A 24,563-nucleotide genomic window follows, 5' to 3' on the forward strand; every position below is an offset into this window, starting at 1 on the left:
CCTCCTATAAATTTTTATAATATAAACATTCAGTGTTAATAATACACTTTTCACAACATGGTTTTCTTGATTTACATAATCTTCTACCATGAAAAATAAATAAATGATGCGCTTTATTCCACGAACTTTTTTTTAACTTTTTCATTAATGAAAATTCTGAGTCTAACACATTATCCTCTTGAATTATTCCAATTCTATTAGTAACTCTAAATACATGAGTATCTACAGCTAAAGATGGAATATTAAAAGCACAAGACCTCACAACATTTGCAGTTTTTCTTCCAACTCCTGGTAATTTTGTTAAAGAATCCATATCATATGGAACTTTAGACTCATATTTATCAACTAAAATTTTACATGTTTCTAATATATTCTTACTTTTTGAGTTATAAAAACCACAACTATGTATATATTTAGATAAATCATCAATTGTTAGACTCAAAAAGTCCTCAGGAGTTTTAAAATCTTTAAATAACTCTTTAGTAACTTTATTAACTCTAACATCCGTGCATTGTGCAGACAAAATAGTCGCTATTAATAGTTCAAAACTATTAGAAAAATTTAACTCTGGTTTTGCATCAGGATATAAATTTTCTAATTTTTCCATTACAATGTTTATTTTTTCTTTGGATAAACATTTCAAATTCTTCACTCCAATCAATTACAAGACTGTTTATTTAGTTAAAAATTATAAATTAAGTAAAATACTATATAATACTAAATTTATTTCTTATTCCGTAAAGCATAAAACTATAAATATTATACCACATTTTTTAATAATATAACTAAATATATCTAATTATTTATATATTAAATAGATATATATTTTTTTCTATTAAAAGTATTTAAAACATTAATTAATGCAATTTTTGCCTGATAATAATTAAGTCCACCTTGATAGTATACATTAAATGGTTCTCTTAAAGGACCATCAGCACTTAGTTCAATACTTGACCCATCTATAAAACTACCAGATGCCATTATTATTTTATCTGAATATCCCGGCATATCCCACGGATATGGCGTTACATGGCTATCTACACAACAATATTCTTGGATTGATCTGCAAAAATCTATAACTTTATTTTCATCTTTTAAAGTTATTACTTGTATAATATCACTTCTATTATCGTTATATTTAGGAATTGTTTCATATCCTAATTTTTCAAATGCATAAGAAAATAGTTTTGCACTTTTAATCGCTTCATTTACAACATGTGGTGCAAAATATAAACCTTGAACAATAGCTCTCGTTGTGCCAAAACTAACTCCTACATGTTTACCAAGACCAGGAGAAGTTAACCTATTCGATATTGACTCAATTAATTTTGTAGATTTAGAAACTATGTATCCCCCATTTAAAGTTATACCTGCACCTAAATTTTTTAACAGTGATCCTACTACAATATCAGCACCAACTTCTATTGGTTCCTTAGTTTCTACGAACTCGCAGTAACAATTATCAACCATAATAATTAAATTTGGATACTTTTCTTTAATTCGTTTAATAGCTGTTTCTAATTCAGATGTGGAAAGACATTGTCTACTACTATACCCAGGAGATCTCTGAATTGCTAAAAGTTTAGTTTTTGAATTTATTTTTTCTAACACTTTTTCAATATTTATTTTATTATTTATTAAATCAACTTTACCATACTTTATTCCGTAGTCAGATAAAGTTCCTTTTTCATTGCCACTTAGACCTATAACTTTTAAAAGAGTATCATATGGTGTTCCTGTTATATATATAAATTCATCTCCAGGATATAGTGTTCCTTGTAAAGCTAATGAAATTGCATGAGTCCCACAAGTTATTTCTTGTCTGACAATTGCATCATTAGCTTTAAAAATATCACAGTATATTCTTTCTAATTTTTCTCTTCCAAAATCTCCATACCCATATCCTGTAGTCCACGAAAAATCTGTTGCTGATAATTTTTGTTTTTTAAATGCATTTAAAACTTTTAATTGATTATATTCTTCAACTATTTTTAAGTTTTCAAAATCTTTTTCTATTTCTTCACTGCATTTATTTACAAATTCTATTATTTTAGATTCAAATCTAAAATCAGTATCCAAGTAATTATCCAATTTATATATCTCCTTTATTTAAAAACTCTTTTATTAATTGTATTGATTTAATTAAAACATTATCATATCCAATTTCTACATCAATCCATTCAATATTCTTATTTTTATTGAACCATGTAAATTGTCTTTTAGCATATTTTCTTGAATTTTGTTTTATATTTTTAATACACTCTTCAATAGTTATTTCGTTGTAAAAATATGGAATAAATTCTTTATATCCTATAGCAGTAAATGGTTGCGAAAATTCACCATATTTATAATATAATCTAGTTACTTCTTCAACTAATCCATTATTTATCATCATATCAACTCTAGTATTAATTCTATCATACAATTTTTTTCTATCTAAAGTTAATCCTACTATTAAATAATCATACTTTGCATTATTAAAATAGTCATTACATTGTTTAGAAAATTCTTTTTTTGTACTTAAGCATACTTCGATTGCTCTAATTACTCTTTTTACATTATTTTTATGAATTTTTTCTTTACTTGAGTAATCTAAGTACAATAACAAATCATAAAGTATGTCTAAACCATTTTCTTCGTAAAATTTTATTATTTTATTCCTTAAATCTTCTGATTGTGTTGCTTCTGTAAATTTAAAATCATAAACTAATGAATTTACATAGAGTCCTGTCCCTCCAACAAAAATAGGTATTTTATTATTACTAGAAATATAATCTATGTATTTTTCTGCCATATTTTTATAATCTGATACATTAAAAGTTTCATCACCATCTAGAATATCAATCATATAATGATTAATTCCACAGGATTCTTCAGAAGTAACCTTAGCTGTACCTATATTAAATTCTTTGTAAATCTGCATAGAATCACATGAAATAATTTCTCCAGAAAATTCTTTCGAAATATCTATACCTAATTTTGTTTTACCAACTGATGTCGGTCCAACAATAAAAATTATTTTTTTCTTCATATTTAATCCTTAAAAAATATTTTTTCAAAGTCTAACTTAGAAACTTTTCTTAAGATTTTTTTATCATAAAAATTTATATCTATGTTTATTTTAGATAAATTCATCAATAATTCTTTAACTTCAAAATCTGTTAGATTAGTATTAATTTTTTTCTTACAAACAATTTTATATAATGACTCATCAAACACTCTATTATCTTTCAATAATAATTCATCAAACATAGCTCTTATATCTTCTTTATCTATATTATCATTTAATTCCGTTGGCATTGTTCTTATAGCTATTGAATATTCATCAAACATATCAGCTTCGATACCTAAATTATCTAGTTTATCTTTAATATTTTCAAATATAGTCATTTTATACTCATTTAATTCTAAAATAATTGGAAATAAAAGAAGTTGTTTAGTTATAGTTTTCTTATAATAATTATTTAATAAATTTTCATATAACAATCTATATTTTGCATTTAAAATGTCTATAATTATAAATTCATCATAATCTGATAACAATATATATTTTTCAAATATTTTTCCCAATATTTTATAATCTATTATATTCTTAATATCATTTTCATTATTATTTGTTAATTTTATTTGTTCTTTAATAGGAGTTTGTTCAATTGTATTATTATCAATGATGTAACTCTCTGTATCATCTTGTTCATTTATTATTTTTATATCATCATTTTGCACTTTGAATAAATCTTCATAAGAAAATTTATTTATTATGTTTTGATCATTATAGTCTTCATCATAAACAATAGTTTCAACTATATCATTTTCTTCAGGTTGTTTTTTGATATTATCATTGATATATAAAATTTTATCATTTTGTTCCGTTTTTAATGATATAAAATCACTAGTTGTATTTTTTAATACAATATCAGTAATATTGTTATTCAAAAGATTTAATAATTTATCTTCAAAAATAAATTTAATTTTTCTTTTATTAGGGTGTACATTAATATCTATTAAACTCGGATTTACTTCAATAAATATTACAAAAGAAGGAAATTTTCCTTTTGGTATTAAAGTAGATATTGATTTTTCAATTATATTTCGAATCTTTTCATCAAAAATATATCTTCCATTAACAAATAAATACTGACAATTCCTACTCCCTTTATAAAAATGATTATTTGAAATGTAACCATATATTTTATAGTCAGAATCGTTTATATCAACTGCCATTAAATTTTTATAAAAATCATCTTTAAATATATATTTTATATTATCTTTAAGTTGATTTTTTCCTGTAGTTTCAAATACTACTTTAGAATCTTTAATATATTTAAAAGATATATTAGGATTCGATAGAGCAAACGAATTCATTAAAGTAGTAATAATTGAACTTTCATAAGCATCTGATTTTAAAAATTTTTTTCTAATAGGTACATTATAAAATAAATCTCTTATATATATAGTTGTTCCAAAATTCATACCTATCTTATTTTTTCTTTTAATTTTAGTATTTTCTATAAAACAATGAATACCAAACTCACTATTTTTTGTTCTAGTATTTATGTCTACCTTTGAGATTGATGAAATACTAGCTAATGCCTCTCCTCTAAAACCAAAAGATAGAATTGAATAAATATCTTCAAAATTATTTAATTTTGATGTTGCATGTTTTGTAAAAGCTAGTTCAATTTCATTTTCTTCAATTCCGCAACCATTATCTGAAATCATTATTTCTTTTTTTCCAGCATTTTTAATTTCAACTTTAATTGTAGTCGCTCCTGAATCAATTGAATTTTCAACTAGTTCTTTTATTACAGAGTATGGATTTTCTATAACCTCTCCAGCAGCAATTTTTTGAATTGTATCCTCTGATAGTAGTTTAATAGACATAAATTTCTCCTAATTAATTATTTTCATTTTTTGAAATATTTATTAAATCATTTAATATTGCAAAAGCTTCCATCGGACTAATTTTTTCTATATTAATATTATTTAAATTAGTTATTATTTTATTACTATTTATTGAATTATCTATATTTGTATTTTTGGAAATATCTTTTTCAATCTCTATCTCTTTTCTTTCAATACTATCTAAGATAATTTTTGATCGGTTAATTACTTCAATTGGAATACCTGCTAATTTTGCAACAGCAATTCCATAACTTTTATTCGCACCACCATCCATTATTTTTCTCAGAAATACAATTTCATCATTTTCATTATCCTCTATAACTTGGATGTGTTTGTTTTTTACACAATTAAACACATGCTCTAAATCTATGAGTTCATGATAATGAGTAGCAAATAATGTTTTTGAATGAATTTTATTTATAATATATTCTAAAATTGCCCATGCAAGACTAAGCCCATCAAATGTTGAAGTTCCTCTACCTACTTCATCTAATATTATCAAACTGTCTTTTGTTGCATGTCTTAATATATTATTAACCTCTTTCATCTCAACCATAAATGTACTTTCACCTTTATATAGATTATCAGAAGCTCCTATTCGTGTAAAGATTTTATCAACAATAGAAATATTGGCACTTTCTGCTGGAACAAATGAACCAATTTGAGCTAAAATAATAATTAAGGCTAATTGCCTAATATAAGTTGACTTACCACTCATATTTGGTCCAGTAATAATTTGTACTAAATTATTTTTTTGTCCTATAATTAAATCATTTGGAATAAATTCGTTTGATGAATTTAAAAAATTTTCAATAACTGGATGTCTACCATTTGTTATCTCAATTATTCCATCTTTATTAATATTTGGTTTACAGTAATTATACTTAAATGCAACAACTGAAAGTGAAAATATTGAATCAATAAAAGAAATAATATCTGATAATTCTTGTAATATTTTTATATTCATCTTTATTGTATTTCTTATTGATATAAATATTTCATATTCTTTTTCAATAATAACACTCTCAGACCCAAAAATCATATTTTCAATATTAGTTAACTCATCTGTTTTGTATCTATTTGCATTTGTAAGAGTTTGCTTTAATTCAAAATACTCAGGAACTAAGCTTTGATATGACTTTGTTACTTCAAAAAAATAGCCTGTTTTTTTATTATATATTAATCTTAAATTTTTTATTCCAGTATTTATTTTTTGTTCAACCTCATATTTAATTAATTTTTCTTTTCCTTGTATTTTACTATTTCTAATTTTATCTAATTCTTCATCGTATCCTATTTTTATTAGATTACCTTCTTTTAGTAGTATACCAACATCTTCTTGTATTGATGAATCAATTAAATTATATATATAAGTAGTGTCAGGTATTTTTAAAGCTAAACTTGAAAATAAAGAGTTACCATTTAAAAATAGAGTTTTAATCTTTGGAGCTGCAGATAAAGAATTTTTTAAATGAATTAAATCCCTAGCATTACAATTTCCAAAAGATATTTTAGAATTTATTCTTTCGATATCAGAAATATTGCTTAATTCTTCTTCTAAATCATTTCTTAATTGTGGATTAAAAATTAAAGTCTCAACTAAATCTTGCCTAATTTTTATCTTTTCAATTTCAACAAGTGGTTGATCTAACCATTTACTTAGTAATCTAAATCCCATTGGAGTTTTAGTAAAATTTATTACTGATAGTAATGATCCATTAATATCGTTACTAAAATTATTTTTTTTAAGTTCTAAATTAATTCTTGAATTTGCATCAATTCTAAGATAGTCTGTTAATTTATATATATTAATATTCTTAAAGTCATTTAATTTAACATTAAATCTACATACATAACTATAAAAATTATCCACTGAGAAAAGTAAAATTTTATTATTAAGATTATCTTTATAAAATTCCTTATTATTATCAATTAAAGATTTAAAATTTAAATCAATATCAACTTTAGTATTCATAATTCTGAGATTTTTAAATAATTTATTTATACTCTTTTCAAGAGATTTTAATATATTTGAGTTAATAATAACTTCCGATGGGTTTATTCGAATTACTTCTTCTTCAAGAACTGTTATTAAATTATCTCTATTCATTTCAAATATACTTGTACAAAATATTTCACTAGTAGAAATGTCAGAATAAGTAATACTTAAATTAGTTGAATCCATATAAATACTCATTATATAGTTATTCTTATTACCAGATATTTCATCAAATTCATCAATTGTACCTGGTGTAACAAGTTTAATAACTTCTCTCTTAACAATACCTTTTGCAATTTTTGGATCTTGAACTTGTTCGCATATAGCTACCTTAAATCCTTCAGATACTAACTTATATAAGTAAGGTTTAACAACATGATGAGGAATTCCACACATTGGCGCAGTTTTTCCGCCGCCGCAATCTCTTTTTGTTAAAGCTAAATCTAATATTTTTGAAACTACTTTTGCATCTTCAAAAAACATTTCATAAAAGTCACCAAGCCTATAAAAAATAATACAATCATTATAATTAGACTTAACTTCTAGATATTGTTTCATCATTGGTGTAAAATCACTCATAATTACTCCTTCTAAACTAATTCTCCTTCAAGTGCAAATGAATTATGTCCAGTTATTTTTACATTGACTAACTGTCCAATATTTCTCTTTCCACCTTTAAAATGTACTAATTTATATCCTCTTGTTCTTCCAGTAAGAATTTCTGAATTATTCTTACTTATACCTTCAACTAACACTTCATATGTTTTACCAACACACTCTTTATTTTTTTTGTAAAATATATCGTACATGGTATCAATAAGTCGTTGAAATCTTTCTTGCTTAATATCATGAGGTATTTGTTCATTCATTTCAGCAGCTTTTGTACCTTTTCTTATAGAATATAAAAAGGTAAACCCTTGGTCATATTCAACATTTTCAACTAAACTTAAAGTATCATTAAAGTCTTCTTCAGTTTCACCAGGAAAACCTACTATTATATCTGTTGAAAGTGTAATATTAGGTACCTTTTTCTTTAATTTTCTAATTAAATCTAAATAATGTTCTCTAGTATAAACTCTATGCATATCTTTTAATATTCTATTACTTCCTGATTGAAAAGGTAAGTGTATATTTTCACAAACTTTATCTAGATTAGCAATTGCTTCTATTAACTCATCTGAACAATCTTTTGGATGACTTGTTAAAAATCTTATTCTTTCAATACCTTCAACTTCATTTACCATTTTTAACAATTCAGGAAATGAAACTTTTGGTCTTAATGTTTTTCCATATGAATTAACATTTTGTCCTAATAATGTTATTTCTTTATATCCTTTATTAGCTAATTCTTTTATTTCAGTAATAATACTTTCAGGGGTTCTACTAATTTCTTTTCCTCTTGCATATGGAACTATACAAAAAGTACAATAATTATTACATCCTGTCATTATATTAACATATGCAATAAATGGGTGTTCTCTATTTATTGGAGTATCATCATCCAATATATCTTCTTCTTCAATATCTACAATTACCTCTCCCGTACTTCTATGTCTAGATATTAGAGAAGGCAATCTTGAAATATTTTTTGTTCCAAAAATTATATCAACATGTTTATATTTAGAAATTATTGTTGCTCTAGCATCTCCCGTTTGCATCATACAACCACAAACAGCAATTATCATCTCAGGCTTTTTTCTTTTTAAATTTTTTAGTGCACCTAATTGTCCATAAACTTTTAATTCTGCATTTTCCCTTACTAAACATGTATTATAAATAATAAAATCAGATTTTTCTATATCATTTTCTTTTTCATAACCTAAATTCTCAAGTAAGTAAGATATTTTTTCTGAATCATGATGATTCATTTGACATCCATAAGTTATAATTGTATATTTTTTATTCAAAAAATTCACCTCTATTTATATTTGTTTTTTAACGCATATTGAATATTTCTTTCGTGTTCTTTTTCAAGCATACTATCTCTCTTATCATAATTTTTCTTACCACGAGCAAGTGCAATATCTAGTTTTATCCAACCATTTTTAATATGAACATTTAATGGTATTAATGAATATCCTTTTTCCTTAGTTTGACCAATAAGTTTATTTATTTCTCGTTTATTTAATAGTAATTTTCTTTCTCTAGTAGGTTCTAAATTAAAAATATTACCATGGTCATAAGGTGTTATATTCATTCCATAAATATATACTTCTGCTTTTTTTATTAAACAGTAACTTTCCTTAATAGAAACTTTTCCTTGTCTAATACTTTTAACCTCTGTACCGGCTAAAGAAATTCCTGCTTCTATAATATTTTCTATAAAGTAATCATGTCTTGCTTTTTTATTGTTAGCAATTGTCTTTATAGTAGTTCTATCTCTCATTTTATCACCTATTTAAATAAAAATATATTTCATTGCTAATTTCATTAACTTTCGCTACAATTATTTCAATTTCCATACCAATATCAAATACATTTCTACTTCTCTTTCCAACAGCAGTCAAAGTTTGTTCATTAAATTCATAATAATCATCTGCAATATCTTCATATTTAACAAGACCTTCAACTGTATTATCTAATTGTACAAAAATTCCAAATGATGTTACCGAAACAATAATTCCATTAAAAACTTGTCCAATCTTATTTTTCATAAATTCAACTTTTTTGATATCCTCTAATTTCCTTTCAGCATCTATAGCAATTATCTCTGTATCATTGATATGATTAGAAGTTATATCTAAATAATCTAAATAATTTTTAGTTGTCTCATTATTAGCATGTAAATAATTTTTTAATGTTCTATGAACAGTTAAGTCGGCATATCTTCTAATAGGAGAAGTAAAATGACAATATAAAAAAGTTGCTAACCCAAAATGAATATCAATATTTGAAGAATATTGTGCTTTTGACATTGATCGTAAGATAGTATAGTTTACAAAACTTGATTTATTAGAGTCCTTAAACTTTTCAATTATATTACTTAAAAATTTTGGTGTAATTTGATCAATAGATTGGATATTTATATTTAAATGTCTTAAATAATTTTTTAAAATTTCTAGCTTTTCTTCAGTTGGTTTTGGATGAAGTCTATATATTATTGGAATATCTTCATTTCCAAAATGTTTGCCAACAACTTCATTTGCACAAACCATAAAAGATTCTATTATTCTATTAGCTACACCATTTGTTTTTTTAGATATATTTTCAACTTCACCATATTTATTAAACGATATATCAATCTCTGGTAATTCAAAGTCTATTGTACCTCTATTTTTTCTTTTAATAGTAAGTATTTCATCTAATTCTTTCATTAAATGCAGTTTTTCTTTTAAAACATCATCTTTATAAATATTACTATTATTAGCATTAGTATCTAAAAACATTGATACATCATCATATACTAATCTATAATCACTATTTATAACTGACTCGTAGAATTTATAATCTTTTACAATTCCAGAATTACTTATTGTCATTTTAACAGTAATAGCCAGTTTATCAGTATTTGGATTTAAAGAACAAAGCTGATTAGATAATAGTTCAGGTAACATAGGTACAACATAATCAAATAAATATACACTATTACCTCTTTTGTAGGCTTCTCTATCTAATTTGCTATCTTTTTTTACAAAATGAGATACATCTGCAATATGAACATAAAGTATATAATTATTATCTTTTTTTTCAATTGAAATTGCATCATCAAAATCTTTCGAGTCTTTACCGTCAATTGTAACAGTAAATAACTTTCTAAAATCTACTCTATTTTTTATTTCTTTTTTTATATCAAAAACTTCTAATTCTTCTAATTCTTTATATAATTTATTAGGAAACTTATATGGAATTCCCATTTCTTCTAAAATAGAAAGTATCTGAACATTTTTATTATTTTTATTTCCTAAAACTTCAATTATTACACCTTCTGGATTTTTCTTTTTGTCAGGATACTCAGTAATTTTACATATTACTTTGTCATCTGTTTTAGCGCCATTTTTATCACCTTTTTTGATAAAAATATCATAGTTATATTTAAGGTCATCTGGAACTACAAATCCAAAATTTTTGTTTTCAGTGAAAGTTCCTATAATTATATTATTATTCCTATTTAGAACTTTTACTACCCTGCCTTCTGCTTTTCTATTTATTTCTTTATCCTTTGTTATTTCTATCTCTACATCATCACAATGATTTGCGTTATTTAGCTCATTTTTGGGAATAAAAATATCATCAATTTCATCATCAGATACAAAAAAAGCATTTCCTTTTGGTGTAAAAATAATTTTACCTTTTAATAATTTCTTTTTTTCATAAATACTATATTTATAATCATTACATGATATTTTTTTACTCTTAATTAGAGAATCTAATATATTAAAAAAATGTTTTAAATTAGCAAAATTGATATCTAATGCAACTGCAAGTTCTTCCTTAGTTAGCGGAAAATAATTCTTTTTTTTCATAAAATTTAATATTTGTTTTTCTAAATCCATTAAACTCTCCTTTTATAAAAGTAAAAAAATATAAGGTAATACCTTATATTAAATTATGTATATTAAGCAAAACTATAAGCCGTGTTCTGTATTTGACAATCATCTATCTAGACAAATTGTTACCAATTTGTTCAAGCAATCTACCTATGAACGTAGCGAGCAACTACAAAAGTTCAATCTTGATCTTGCACCGAATGGGGTTTACATAGCCATATAGTCTCCTATATGCTGGTAAGCTCTTACCTCACCTTTCCACCCTTACCATAAATGGCGGTATATCTCTGTTGCACTAGCCTTAGGGTCGCCCCCACTGGACGTTATCCAGCATTCTGCTCTATGGTGCACGGACTTTCCTCGTGAATAATCACGCGATTGTCTGTCTTACTTAATATTTTTAAAATATATTTCTTTTAAAAATGTTATTATTGTAAATTGAAATCTTTAAATTAATATTTTTACTTTTTAGAAATTCTAGTAAAGATTCTAATACAATGACTTCTGATTCATAATGACCTAAGTCAATTATATTAATATTATTTTCTAATGCGTATTGAACATCATGGTACTTAAAATCAGAACTAATTAGTATATCTACATTTTTACTTATTGCATGATTTATAGAAAATGCTCCAGAACCTCCAAGTACTGCAATCTTATAAATATTCTTTTCGATGTCTCCATAAAACACTATAGGTTGTATAAAATTTTCTTTTATTTTTTCTATATAATCTTTACAACTTATTAAATCAATATTAGCAAAAATTCCATAGCCTAGTCCATTTTTATATTCAACAAAAACTTGTCTTTCATTTTGTAAAAAACATTTATCAGCTAATACTTTATTAACACCATTTGAATGTAAATCTAGTGGTGTATGAATAGAAATTACATTAATTTTATTTTTTATTAACAATTCAATTTTTCTATAACTATCTGATTTTGAGTCTAAAAATTTAATCTTTTCAAAGAATAAAGGATGATGAGTTATAATACAATTTAATTTATTTTCTATAGCAAATTTAATTGCGTCGATAGTAATATCAAGTGATAATAAAATTCCTTTTACAGGGTCATCATAATTACCAAATTGAAATCCAGTATTATCCCAATCTTCTTGTAAAAAAAATGAATACTCTTTATCCAATATTCTTAAAAGATCTCCAACTTTAAAAACCATTCAAGATTCCTCTTATACTTTCAACTAATTTATTTATTTCAATAATTCTACTATTAGTAGTACTCTCAGTTTTTATTTTTTCAATGATAATACTATATTTTTTTAATTCACTCTCTAAATAATTTTTTAAATTTTCAGATTTGTTTTTTATAAGTTCTTTACCATATAAAAATTCAAGGTCACTCTTATAAAAGTCTTTTCCTCTTTTAACTTTTATAATTTGATAGTATTTTTTATTTTCAATAGCATCAGATTCCTTATCAATAACAAAATTATTTTCAAATAAAAATTTCCTTAAAATATCTAGCGAATTATTTGGTGATAGAATTAAATAATTTGCAGTCTTTGCTATATGAAGATTTTTTTCTAGTATTTCTTTTATGAGTATACCACCCATTCCAGATATTATTATAGTGTCAACTTCAAATTCTTCTAAACAATCTAATCCATCAGATACTCTAGTATCAATATTTGTAATATTATTATTGTACAAAAGTTTTTGTTCTAACTTTTCTAAAGAATTCTTACTTATATCAGTAGCAATTATTTTTTTTGAAATAGATTTTTTTGATAATTCAATTGGAATTATACCATGATCTGTTCCTATATCAGCAACAATTGAATTATAATCAACTAAATCACAAATTATTTTTAACCTTAAACTACTCATAATTTTATTCCAAGAAATCTTTTAGTTTTTGGCTTCTACTAGGATGTTTTAGCTTTCTAAGAGCTTTTGCTTCTATCTGTCTTATTCTTTCTCTTGTAACTTCAAATTCTTTTCCAACTTCTTCCAATGTTCTTGGAGTACCATCATTTAAACCAAATCTTAGTTCTAAAACTTTTTTTTCTCTATCTGACAGAGTACTTAAAACTTGATTTAACTGTTCTTTTAGCATTGAAAAATTAGCTGCTTCATCAGGAGCAATAGCTGTTTCATCTTCAATAAAATCTCCTAAATGACTATCATCCTCTTCTCCAATTGGAGTTTCCAAACTTACAGGTTCTTGCGCAATTTTTCTAATTTCATTAACTTTATCAACTTCAATGCCCATATGCTCTGATATTTCTTCATTTGTAGGTTCTCTACCAAGCTCTTGAACTAATTGTCTTTCAATTCTTACTAGTTTATTTATAGTTTCAACCATATGAACTGGTATTCTTATAGTTCTTGCTTGGTCTGCTATTGATCTAGTTATTGCTTGCCTAATCCACCAAGTTGCGTAAGTACTGAATTTGAATCCCCTTCTAAAATCAAACTTTTCAACGGCTTTCATTAAACCCATATTTCCTTCTTGTATTAAATCTAAAAATTGCATTCCCCTACCAACGTATCTTTTTGCAATACTAACTACAAGTCTTAGATTGGTTTCAGCCAATTTCTTTTTAGCCTCTATATCTCCAGCTTCCATATTTTCAGCCAATATTCTCTCTTCATCTGCACTAAGTAATGGGATTTTTCCAATTTCTTTTAAGTACATTTTTACTGGGTCATCAATGTTAAAACCTTTTAAATCTGAAAAATCTTCCAATTTTATTTCTTCATCTTCAACGTCGTCTTTTTCATCATCTAAGTCGATTAAATCATCACTAATCTCAATATCTTCTAAATTTTCGCTTTCATCAATAAATTCAACTTGATTTTCAGCTAATTTAGTTTTTATTTCTTCTATATCATCAATATCAATAAAATTAAACAAATCTAAAGATTCAAGGTACTTATTGTTAACAAATCCGTTATGTTCATTAGCATACTTTGTTAGCTCCTCAATTATTAAAATTTTTACTTCATCATATTCAATATCATTTAATTTATTACTCATGATGAACCCCTTTCTCAATATTTTTAAGTTTTTTATTTAACTCCATCAACTTTTTAACATTAAAATTTAGATTAGAAATTACATCTTCATTATTTCTATCCATATTTCTTAATGTTTCTATGTTTTTAGTTGTTTTTCTAATTTCAAAATTTAAAACTGTAATATCTAATAATTTGATATAATCTAAAATTGATAGTTCAACTTTTTCATCATAACATTTTACAATATATTCCACAATTTTTAAATCTTCACCACTATTTGAAAATTTATCAATTAATTTAGATGGAACAGTTATCGTATTATTCTCTGCATTATTTTTAACATAGCAAAAAACATTATATAAACTTGTACCTTTTATTAACTGTTCAAGTTTATAACTAATTTTTAATACTTTACTTTCACATCTCATTAGTAATATAATACCCATTATTAATACTTTTTTGTCAGAATTTAATAATAAACTTCCTACTTTATCTCTTTCATCGGATATTTCAGTATTTTGAATTCTTTCGCTATCTTTTTGATAAAAATTCTTGTAGTCTTCCTTCAATGATTCTTTATCTAACCCAAACTCATTAGATATCTTATTGATATATAAATCTCTTAGTATATTAGTATCAATTTTTGATAAAAACAATAAAATATTCTCATAAAAAATCGAATTTTCAGTTATAGAATTCGAATTTTTTTTGTTTTTTTTCAAAATTTCATAATTAAATCCATTAATATCATATGGATTGTCAATCAACTTATTAAATTCACTTATGCCAAATTTTTTAATATAATCATCAGGATCTAGTTTATCTGGAAGAAGAATAATATTTGGTTTAATAGATATTTCATTAAATATCTGGTTAGTCTTATTAGCAGCACTTATACCAGCATTATCCCCATCGTAACACAAATATATATTATTTCTGAAGTACCTTTTAATTAATTTAGATTGAGTCTCTGTAAAAGCAGTTCCTAAACCAGCAACAGCATTTGTTATACCTCTTTGATATAATGAAATAACATCCATATAGCCCTCTACAATTAGAACTTTATCTCTAATATTATTTTCTATTATTTTGTCAAGTCCATAAATATTTTCTCCTTTTTTAAATATAATACTTTCAGGAGAATTTAAGTATTTAGCGTTATCATTAACAATTGTTCTTCCACCAAATCCTATTATCTTTTTTTTCACATTTAAAATAGGAAATATTATTCTATTTCTAAATCTATCAATATAATCTCCATTTTTTGTTTTAATAATAAGACCTAATTCTTCAGCAATATCTATATTTAAGTTTTTTAATTTTAAATCGTTATATAATGATTTCCAATTATCATCAGCATAGCCAATAAAAAATAAGTTAATTGATTTCTGATTTATACCTCTATTAAGTAAATACTGTTTAGGTGTAGAATTTTCCATCATATTTTTATAATAAAATCTAGCAGCAAATTCATTTATTTTATAATAATCTTCATAATTTTTATTTTCAGAAAAATTATTTGAACTATCATATTCGATTTGAATACCAAATTTATCTGCTAATTTTTTTATTGTACTAACATAGTCCATTGAATCAATTTCCATTACAAAAGATATGCTATCACCGTGCTTTCCACAACCAAAACAATGAAAACTATTAGTTTCGGGATAAATAAAAAAAGAAGGTGTTTTTTCATTATGAAAAGGACAATTTCCCGTGTAATATCTTCCACTCTTTTTTATAGATAAATAATCACTAACTACAGAAACAATATCTGCTTTTTCTTTAATTTCTTCGATTTTTTCTTTTTTTATATAAGACATCATATCACCTTAAATTATAACTATTCAATCTATATACATTAAAATTAAGACATAATGCATTTACTAAAAGTCCAAGAATTCTTTCCTTATTTACTTTAAAGTCTATAGTTTCAATGTTTCTAGTACTGTCTAAATGATAAAGCAAATAAATATAGTCATATTCAAAATTATTAAGAAGATAATTATATTTTGTATGCATTTTTAAATTTGAATTTATTAGTAACTCAGAAATATCAAAATTATAATAATCTAAGTATTTATTGTTTTCAAATATTATATGGTATCCATTATAAAGTAAATATTTTAAAATAAAATAAGTTAATAACATATTATAATCTAAATCTTTTGTCTGTAATATCTCATCGATTAAGTTATATACTTCTATATTCTTTAACTCTTGAACATTAGTTTTTAAAATAATTTCAGAAATTATATTTAAAAAAAGTATCTGTTCTTTAGATTTAAATTTATAAAAATCTATTAATTCATATTCGTTACAATAAAAAAATTCATTTTTATACATTAGTTTAAAATTATAGTTAGAGTACAAAGATAAAAACATCTCTGTATTTTTAGTGAAAATAGATATAAATCCAAATTCATCTGTATAAACTTTATAAATTTTTCCTTTATTTATATATGTATTTTCCGAAATAACAAATCCATTTACACTATTATAAATATTATTTTCTGAAATATCCAAATTCTTTCACCTTAAATGATTTACTTCTCCAATCATCATCTATTTTAACAAATAATTTCAAATTTACTTTTGAGTCTAAAAATTTTTCTATATCTAATCTTGCAAATTTTCCTATTTTTAAAATCATACTTCCGTTTTTACCAATAACCATTCCCTTATGAGATTTTTTTTCAACACAAATTACTGCATCAATGTCAATTATTGGTTTATATTTTCTTAAAGAAAATTTTTCAATTAAAATATTGATACCATGAGGAATTTCGTCTCTTAATAGATTAAGTGTTTTTTCTCTTATTATTTCTGCAACTATATCTCTTTCTGTTAAATCTGTAATCATATCATCAGAATAATATCTTGGCCCAAATGGTAAAAATGATTTTATACTATCAATTAGATTATATACATTAGTTCCTTCTGATGCAGATATTGGTATAATTTTGTCAAATAAGTTTATATCTTCATATTTTAATATAATTTTAGATAAATCTTCAGAATTTAAAGTATCAATTTTATTTATTACACAAATTTTTGGAAGATTGATTTTTTCAAGAATATCAATTATTTTATTATCTAGTTCACCAATTTCTAGATTACTATCAACCATATACAAAATTAAATCGACATCTTTTAAAGAATTTTTTGACTCTTTGAGCATAAATTCTCCTAATTTATTTTTAGGATTTTGTACACCTGGAGTATCAACAAATATTATTTGAGAATCAAGTGAATTGTATATTAACTTTAAATTAAATCTTGTTGTTTGAGGTTTGTTAGATATTATGGAAATTTTTTCTCCAATAATTCTATTCAATAACGTTGATTTTCCAACATTAGATCTCCCAACAATACTAACAAATCCTGATTTTAAATTATTCATACTATAAATCCTCTGGTCCAAAACTATAAGGTAATAAATCTAAAAAATTAATTATCTTATATTCATTTTCACTTTTTACTATTATAATTTCACAGTCTTCTGTACAAAATTCTCTAATAACTTGTCTACAAACTCCGCAAGGATATGTAAAAGAATTTTTCTTTCCAACAACTGCAATTTTTTTGATTTTCATTTCTCCATCAAAAATAGCTTTAAATATAGCCACTCTTTCCGCACACACTGTTGGAGTATATGAAGCATTCTCTATATTACAACCACCATAAATCTTTCCAGATTCTGTAAGTACTGCAGCTCCAACTTTAAATTGTGAGTATGGAGTATATGCTTTATTTTGACTATTTAAAGCACAATCTATCAAATCTTTATAAACATTTAAATTCATTTAATCACCAATAAAAACTATTATTTTAGGAATAAAAATTAATAGCCCAACAATTATTGCAATAAAAGCTGATACTAAAACTGCTCCTGCTGCCATATCTTTTATTATTTTTACATTCAAATTATAATCTTTACATAAAAAATCCATAATATTTTCAGTGATAGTATTAATAATTTCAAGTACTAAAACAATAGCTATCATAATAAATATTATAGATAATTCAAGAAAAGATATTTTAAGAATTAAAGATAATGTTATAGCTAGCACAGAAAAAAAAATATGAACTCTAAAATTTCTCTCTGCATTAATAACATGTATTATTCCTTTAAATGCACAAATTAAGCTCTGTATAAAATTAGAATTCTTTTTCATTTTTAAAAATTCCCATAATTTTCATAGTTTCTTTTTCCTTATTTCTCATAATCATTTTATCTGATTCATCAATATGATCATATCCTAACAAATGAAACACCGAATGACAAACTAAATATAAAATTTCTCTATCGATACTGTGTCTAAAATCTTTTGCTTGTTCAATTGATCTTTCTGTAGAAATTATAATATCACCTAACATATACGGCATATTTTCTTCATAAAATTCAAAATCCATTGGAAATGATAAAACATCTGTCTCTTTATCTATACCTCTAAATTCTGAGTTTATATGTTTGATTTCTTCACTTGTTACAAAAGAAACTGAAACTTCAATATTATTCCTATATTTATTCTCAACTTTTAATGCTGTTTCTATACATTCTATTATTTTTTTTTTAAGAATATCAGATATTATAAAATAATCTTGCCTATCATCAAATAAAACATTCATTATTTTTTCTCCACTATATTATCTTCATATCTAGTATATGCTTCTATTATTTTCATGACAATACTGTGTCTTACAACATCTGAACTATCAAAATAATTAAAATTAATCCCTTTAATATTATTTAAAATTTTACTTACTGAAACAAGTCCAGAATTTTTTCTTCTACCTAAATCAATTTGAGTAATATCTCCAGTAATTACTGCTTTAGATTCAAATCCAATTCTTGTTAAAAACATCTTCATTTGTTCATTTGTAGCATTTTGGGCTTCATCAAGAATTATAAACGCATCATCTAAAGTTCTACCTCTCATATAGGCCAAAGGTGCAACTTCAATAATACCTTTTTCTTTTAGCTTAAGGAAATTATCGTATCCTAATATGCTATATAATGAATCATAAAGCGGTCTTAAATAAGGATCTATTTTTTCTTGTAAATCTCCTGGTAAAAAACCTAAATTTTCACCCGCTTCAACTGCAGGTCTTGTTAAAACAATTTTAGATACTGAATTATTTTTTAAAGCTTTTGCAGCCATCGCTATAGCCAAAAAAGTTTTTCCTGTACCAGCTGGTCCTATACCAAAAGTTATTATATTTTCTTCAATTGCTGAAATATACTTTTTTTGACCTAATGTTTTTGGCTTAATAGGTTTAAGTTTTGAATTTAAACATATAACATAATCTAGCCAATCATTTAATATTTCTTTGTTTTCAGATTTTACTTTTTCTATAATATAAGATACTTTTTGCCTATCTAAATTTTCAGAAGGATTATCTTTAAGAAGAAATTCGATTGTTTTTTTACATAACAATACCATTTTTTCATCTCCAATAATAGATAAACCTTCTTCATTATTTTTTATTGATACATCAAATTTTTTAGAAATAAAATCTATATTAGAATCTAGATGTCCAAATAGATTTCTAATATCATCAATATCTAAAATTAAATTTTCAGTAACTCTATTCATCTGTTCTCCAATTATTTTCTTAACTCACTTCTGTTATTATCTAAAACAGTAATTAAATCTCTTAATTTTTCTTGAGTTTTAGATAAAACATCATCAACATAAGTATTAGTTTGCATTTTAATAGTTTTTGCATTTTGTTCTGCTTTTAATAATATTTCATTTGCCTTACTTTCGGCAGCAACAACTACATCATTTTCGTTTATCATTTTTTCATATCTTGCTTCAGCATCAGCTTTAATTTGGGACGCTTCTTTATTTGCTTGTTCTATAATTTGATTAGCATCTTTAGTTGCGTCATTTAAAATTCTATCTTTTTCTTCATGAATCCATTCAGCTTGTTTAATTTCTTCAGGAATGCTTTCTCTCATTTCTTTTAAAATGAAAAATAATGCTTCAGAATCTACCATTACTTTCTTAGAAAACGGTAAACTTGAGCTTTCTTCTACTAAATCTTCAATACGATCAATTAATTCTAAAATTTCCATAACTATTTCCTCCTAAATTTTTCACTTAATATATCTAAAACAATTTTATCTACATATCTAGCTATACTACCACCATTAAAATAAATATCTTTAACTACTGTAGAGCTTATATGTTCATCTGAGCTATCAGAAAAGAATAAAACTGTTTCTACACCACAAAGTTCTTTATTTACTTTAGCATTAATCTTTTCAGATTCAAAGTCTAAAGTATTTCTAACTCCTCTAACAATAATATTAACATCATTATTTTCAATATATTCACTTAATAATCCTGAATATAATTCAACACTAACGTTATTATAATCTCTAAATATATTTGAAATAATATCTTTTCTTTCTTCTAGTGTAAAAAGTGATTTTTTATTTATATTATTTAAAATTAAAATATTAACGGATTCAAAAATTCTTAAAGCCTTTAAAATAACTTTTTTATGTCCATTCGTTAAAGGATCAAAACTTCCAGGAAAAACTATCTTCATTATTATCTTTTCCTTTCTAAAAATAAGACTCTAATTTTAGAGTATTTTTTTTCTTTTATAATACTAAAGTTTTCTATAGAAATATCTTTATCCGTTTCTATAATTATAATTCCGTCAGTATTCAAAATATTCTTATTATAAATAAATTTTAATGTTTCTTCTATATATTCAAACTTATATGGAGGGTCTAAAAAAATATAGTCAAATTTTAAATCATTATTATAAAAATAATTTAAACAATCAATAAAGTCCTTGTTAATAATTATATAATTATCATTAAATTCACAATTCTGAAGATTTTTCTTTGTAATATTTACGCTTTGTTCTGAAATGTCACAAAAATAAACCATTTTAGCTCCTCTGCTTAAAAACTCAATTCCAATAGCACCGCTTCCACAAAATAAATCTAAAACTAATGAATTATCATCAATATCAAATAATATATTAAAAATAGACTCTTTAATTTTATCCGTAGTTGGTCTTACTTTATTATCTAATGGAGATAATAACTTTAATCCTTTTTTCTTCCCAGATATAACTCTCATTTTTTAACCCTGATTTTATAAATTTTTATAAATAGTATACATAAAATAAAAAATATCATTTACATAAATATATACATGTTGAATTATATCATAAAAATATTAATTTTTCAACATTTAATTATTAATTTTTACACTTTTTTTCTAATTTATTTTTTTGTTATTTATTTAGTTTTTTAAGAAAAATGTATTTTATTAAATATAAAATATGTTATAATATAAGATAAGGGAATTATATTATAGAAAAAGGAGGATATATATGAACTTAAAAGAGAATTCTTTGGAAAAAAGCAAAATGATAGCTAATGAGATAAAAAATTCTTTAGAAGAAAAAAATATTTTTCATTTAAGAGATATTATTTATGATACAAATGAAGTTACTCTTGCAAATATTTTTGAACAATATTTTGATATTAAAGAAATTTTATTTATGTTCAAAGTTATAAAAAAAGAAAAATCTTCAGAGATTTTTGCTTATCTTCCTCAAAATATGAAACAACAAGTAATAAACGGATTACAAGATCATGAAATCAAAGTAATGCTTGATTATATGTTCACTGATGATATTAGTGAATTTTTAGAAGAATTACCTGCTAACATTGTTAAAAGAGTTTTAAATTCTGCTTCTAATCAAAGAAGAAGTGAAATTAATATGATATTAAATTTTAAAGAAAATAGTGCTGGTTCTGTAATGAGTACCGATTATGTGGAACTTGATCCTGAAATCACAGCTGACGAAGCTTTAAAAATGATAAAAGATAAAGAAAGACTTGCCGAAACTATCTCTTACTGCTATATAACCAACAATCAACATATACTTTTAGGATTTGTTTCAATGAGGAGTATATTATTAGCTTCCTCAAATACATTGATTTCTGATATAATGGAAACTGACGTAATTTCTGTAGAGTGTGATGAAGATCAAGAACAAGTAGCTAAAATATTTTCAAAATATGACTTATTAGTTTTACCAGTTGTAAATGATCAACATAGACTTATTGGAATTATAACAATTGATGATGTTTATGACATTATTCAAGATGAAGTTACAGAGGACTTGCAAAAAATGGGTGGTATCACTCCTATTGAAGGTTCCTATGTTAATATGCCAATATTAGAAATGGTAAAAAGTAGAATTACATGGTTATTAATCCTTATGATTTCAGCTACAATTTCTGGTCATATTTTATCAATAAACAGTGATTTAACTTTAAAATTTCCGTCATTAATAATTTTTATACCTATGTTAATGGATACTGCTGGAAATGCTGGTAGTCAATCAAGTGCAATGGTAGTAAGAGGAATTGCTATTGATAATTTAAATATTTCTGATTTTAAGTATGTAATTAAAACAGAATTTCTAAATTCTTTGATATTAGGTGCAATATTATTTACTGTAAACATTCTTAGAATTTTATTATTTATGCCAAATATTTCACTTTCAATTGCAATTTTAATATCTGCTACTATTTATATAATTATAACAATCGCTAATTTAATTGGTGGAATTTTACCATTATTAGCTAGTACTATAAAACAAGATCCTGCATCAATGAGTGGACCAATATTGACAACCGTATGTGATGCAATTTCTCTTACAATATATTTTTCATTAGCATCTATGTTTTTAGGAGGTGTAATATATGGAATATAATTTTTTAGAATATAGTAAAGAGCAATTATCTTCCCTACTTCCTGAACTTATAAGGCAAAAGAAAGTTCTATTAATTAGAGAAATTTTTGATGAGTATAATATTGTTGACTTAAGTGAAATATTTAGTGAATTAGAACTTGATGAAGCAATGTTTGTTTTTAAAATTTTACCAAAAGATATTTCAGCTGATTTATTTACTTATTTAGATTCAGAACATCAAGAAAGATTAATTTCAGCATTATCATCTATTGAACTTCAAAGCATGTTAGATAATATGTTTAGTGATGATATTTTAGATTTCTTAGAAGAAATGCCAGCAAATGTAATTAAGTACATTCTAGAAAATGTACCAGCTGACCATAGAAAAGAAATTAATACATTATTAAGTTATGGAGAAAATACCGCTGGATCAGTAATGAGTACTGACTTTGTAGAACTTAGAGAAGAGGATACTGTTGAAGAGGCTATTGTTAAAATAAAAAAACAAGCATCTATAGCAGAAACAATTAATGTTTGTTTTGTAATAAATAAAAGAAGAGTATTAGTCGGTATTGTAAACTTAAGAGATATAATAATAGCAAAAAATGATAAATTAATATCCGAAATAATGGATAAGAATATTCATTATGTTTATACAAATACAGATCAAGAAGAGGTTGCTAGTTTACTAAGCAAATACGATTTAACTACAATATGTGTTCTCAATGATCAACACTGCTTAATAGGAATTGTAACAGCAGATGATGTTTTAGATATTTTGACAGAAGAAGCAACAGAAGATATTCATAAAATGAGTGGTATTAGTCCCACAGATGGATCATACTTAAAAACAAGTATAAAAGAAATGGTTAAGTCAAGAATATCTTGGCTATTAATTCTTATGATTTCTGCTACTTTTACAGGATATATATTACAATTTTTTGAAGATAAACTTAGTGCAGTAGCGATGCTCTCAGCATCAATACCAATAATAATGTCAACAGCAGGAAATGCAGGTACTCAGAGTTCAACTATGGTAATTAGAGGTATTGCTGTTGATGATTTAAATATAAAAGATATTTTTATAGTTTTTAGAAAAGAGTTATTTGTTAGTTTACTTTGTGGTGCAATTTTATTTGTAACAAATTTTATAAGACTATATATATTTGGGTCAAAAAACACTACATTTTCAATTAGTTTTGTTGTTAGCCTTACAATAACCATATCCCTTATTTCAGCTAATATAGCAGGAGGTATTCTCCCGTTAATAGCTAAAAAGTTAAAGATGGATCCTGCTAGTGTTGCGGCTCCATTAATTACAACAATTGTAGATGCTACTAGTTTAATAATTTATTTTATGTTAGCTATAGTAATCTTGAAAATCTAGATATTATGTTATATTATAAATAAAAAAAGTGTAGATAAAAATCTACACTTTTTTTATAA

Annotated in this window: 23 protein-coding genes and 1 other RNA gene; 2 read left to right on the plus strand and 22 right to left on the minus strand. The window is 24.3% G+C overall.

All coding sequences use genetic code 11. From position 1 onward, the window contains the following. Positions 1 to 4 precede the first annotated feature (4 nt). The 22 genes from nth to rsmD form a co-directional block, all read right to left on the minus strand. Positions 5 to 607, minus strand: coding sequence for an endonuclease III (gene nth / locus LW893_RS02260; RefSeq protein WP_233055805.1), 603 nt, complete (start codon positions 605 to 607; stop codon positions 5 to 7). Between the two features lie 203 nt (positions 608 to 810). Next, positions 811 to 2,091: an aminotransferase class I/II-fold pyridoxal phosphate-dependent enzyme gene (locus LW893_RS02265; RefSeq protein WP_233055600.1), complete on the minus strand. Its 1,281-nt coding sequence runs from the start codon at positions 2,089 to 2,091 to the stop codon at positions 811 to 813. A 1-nt stretch (position 2,092) separates the two neighbouring features. After that, positions 2,093 to 3,031 carry a tRNA (adenosine(37)-N6)-dimethylallyltransferase MiaA gene (miaA, locus tag LW893_RS02270; protein WP_233055601.1) on the minus strand — a complete coding sequence of 313 codons (939 nt, stop codon included), beginning with the start codon at positions 3,029 to 3,031 and terminating at the stop codon, positions 2,093 to 2,095. Between the two features lie 2 nt (positions 3,032 to 3,033). After that, positions 3,034 to 4,884 carry a DNA mismatch repair endonuclease MutL gene (gene mutL / locus LW893_RS02275; RefSeq protein ID WP_233055602.1) on the minus strand — a complete coding sequence of 617 codons (1,851 nt, stop codon included), beginning with the start codon at positions 4,882 to 4,884 and terminating at the stop codon, positions 3,034 to 3,036. 13 nt (positions 4,885 to 4,897) lie between these two features. Then, positions 4,898 to 7,483 carry a DNA mismatch repair protein MutS gene (gene mutS / locus LW893_RS02280; protein ID WP_233055603.1) on the minus strand — a complete coding sequence of 862 codons (2,586 nt, stop codon included), beginning with the start codon at positions 7,481 to 7,483 and terminating at the stop codon, positions 4,898 to 4,900. 11 nt (positions 7,484 to 7,494) lie between these two features. Then, entirely contained in the window at positions 7,495 to 8,811 is a 1,317-nt protein-coding gene (gene miaB / locus LW893_RS02285; RefSeq protein WP_399533171.1) for a tRNA (N6-isopentenyl adenosine(37)-C2)-methylthiotransferase MiaB, read from the minus strand. An 11-nt stretch (positions 8,812 to 8,822) separates the two neighbouring features. Next, positions 8,823 to 9,290, minus strand: coding sequence for an SsrA-binding protein SmpB (gene smpB, locus LW893_RS02290; protein WP_233055604.1), 468 nt, complete (start codon positions 9,288 to 9,290; stop codon positions 8,823 to 8,825). A 4-nt stretch (positions 9,291 to 9,294) separates the two neighbouring features. Next, on the minus strand, positions 9,295 to 11,397 hold the full coding sequence (rnr, locus tag LW893_RS02295; protein ID WP_233055605.1) for a ribonuclease R: 2,103 nt from the start codon (positions 11,395 to 11,397) through the stop codon (positions 9,295 to 9,297). Positions 11,398 to 11,456: 59 nt separating this feature from the next. Further along, positions 11,457 to 11,785: RNase P RNA component class A (gene rnpB, locus LW893_RS02300), an RNA gene on the minus strand. A 6-nt stretch (positions 11,786 to 11,791) separates the two neighbouring features. Continuing rightward, a complete protein-coding gene (locus tag LW893_RS02305) occupies positions 11,792 to 12,574 on the minus strand; it encodes a Nif3-like dinuclear metal center hexameric protein (protein WP_233055606.1) in 783 nt (260 codons plus the stop codon). Next, the gene (locus LW893_RS02310) at positions 12,564 to 13,244 is read right to left on the minus strand and encodes a tRNA (adenine(22)-N(1))-methyltransferase (protein WP_233055607.1); all 681 of its coding nucleotides are present in this window, start codon (positions 13,242 to 13,244) and stop codon (positions 12,564 to 12,566) included. Before LW893_RS02310 ends, LW893_RS02305 begins: the two co-directional genes overlap by 11 nt. A gap of 4 nt (positions 13,245 to 13,248) precedes the next feature. Next, positions 13,249 to 14,397, minus strand: a complete 1,149-nt coding sequence (rpoD, locus tag LW893_RS02315; protein ID WP_233055608.1) for an RNA polymerase sigma factor RpoD — start codon at positions 14,395 to 14,397, stop codon at positions 13,249 to 13,251. Then, a complete protein-coding gene (dnaG, locus tag LW893_RS02320; protein WP_233055609.1) occupies positions 14,390 to 16,201 on the minus strand; it encodes a DNA primase in 1,812 nt (603 codons plus the stop codon). The genes rpoD and dnaG overlap by 8 nt, the downstream gene beginning before the upstream one ends. A 4-nt stretch (positions 16,202 to 16,205) precedes the next feature. Continuing rightward, complete coding sequence (locus tag LW893_RS02325) at positions 16,206 to 16,904, minus strand: DNA recombination protein RecO (RefSeq protein WP_233055610.1); 699 nt, start codon at positions 16,902 to 16,904, stop codon at positions 16,206 to 16,208. Next, positions 16,885 to 17,781, minus strand: coding sequence for a GTPase Era (gene era, locus LW893_RS02330; RefSeq protein ID WP_233055611.1), 897 nt, complete (start codon positions 17,779 to 17,781; stop codon positions 16,885 to 16,887). Before era ends, LW893_RS02325 begins: the two co-directional genes overlap by 20 nt. A gap of 1 nt (position 17,782) precedes the next feature. Beyond that, complete coding sequence (gene cdd / locus LW893_RS02335; protein ID WP_233055612.1) at positions 17,783 to 18,184, minus strand: cytidine deaminase; 402 nt, start codon at positions 18,182 to 18,184, stop codon at positions 17,783 to 17,785. Continuing rightward, complete coding sequence (locus LW893_RS02340) at positions 18,185 to 18,556, minus strand: diacylglycerol kinase family protein (protein WP_233055613.1); 372 nt, start codon at positions 18,554 to 18,556, stop codon at positions 18,185 to 18,187. Then, complete coding sequence (gene ybeY, locus LW893_RS02345; RefSeq protein WP_233055614.1) at positions 18,540 to 19,010, minus strand: rRNA maturation RNase YbeY; 471 nt, start codon at positions 19,008 to 19,010, stop codon at positions 18,540 to 18,542. The genes LW893_RS02340 and ybeY overlap by 17 nt, the downstream gene beginning before the upstream one ends. After that, a complete protein-coding gene (locus LW893_RS02350) occupies positions 19,010 to 19,978 on the minus strand; it encodes a PhoH family protein (protein ID WP_233055615.1) in 969 nt (322 codons plus the stop codon). The genes ybeY and LW893_RS02350 overlap by 1 nt, the downstream gene beginning before the upstream one ends. Before the next feature lie 11 nt (positions 19,979 to 19,989). Continuing rightward, on the minus strand, positions 19,990 to 20,463 hold the full coding sequence (locus LW893_RS02355; RefSeq protein ID WP_233055616.1) for an ATPase: 474 nt from the start codon (positions 20,461 to 20,463) through the stop codon (positions 19,990 to 19,992). 2 nt (positions 20,464 to 20,465) lie between these two features. After that, positions 20,466 to 20,942 carry a pantetheine-phosphate adenylyltransferase gene (gene coaD, locus LW893_RS02360; protein ID WP_233055617.1) on the minus strand — a complete coding sequence of 159 codons (477 nt, stop codon included), beginning with the start codon at positions 20,940 to 20,942 and terminating at the stop codon, positions 20,466 to 20,468. A gap of 2 nt (positions 20,943 to 20,944) precedes the next feature. After that, positions 20,945 to 21,487 (minus strand): 16S rRNA (guanine(966)-N(2))-methyltransferase RsmD, encoded by a 543-nt coding sequence (gene rsmD, locus LW893_RS02365; RefSeq protein ID WP_233055618.1) that lies wholly within the window; start codon positions 21,485 to 21,487, stop codon positions 20,945 to 20,947. Between the two features lie 256 nt (positions 21,488 to 21,743). Here rsmD and mgtE (LW893_RS02370) point away from each other — a divergent pair, with 256 nt between their 5' ends. Further along, positions 21,744 to 23,138: a magnesium transporter gene (gene mgtE / locus LW893_RS02370; RefSeq protein ID WP_233055619.1), complete on the plus strand. Its 1,395-nt coding sequence runs from the start codon at positions 21,744 to 21,746 to the stop codon at positions 23,136 to 23,138. Further along, positions 23,128 to 24,504 (plus strand): magnesium transporter, encoded by a 1,377-nt coding sequence (gene mgtE / locus LW893_RS02375; RefSeq protein ID WP_233055620.1) that lies wholly within the window; start codon positions 23,128 to 23,130, stop codon positions 24,502 to 24,504. The genes mgtE (LW893_RS02370) and mgtE (LW893_RS02375) overlap by 11 nt, the downstream gene beginning before the upstream one ends. Positions 24,505 to 24,563: the final 59 nt, after the last annotated feature.

Origin of the sequence: Parvimonas micra (genome assembly GCF_021300775.1) — a bacterium.
Lineage (GTDB): Bacteria > Bacillota > Clostridia > Tissierellales > Peptoniphilaceae > Parvimonas.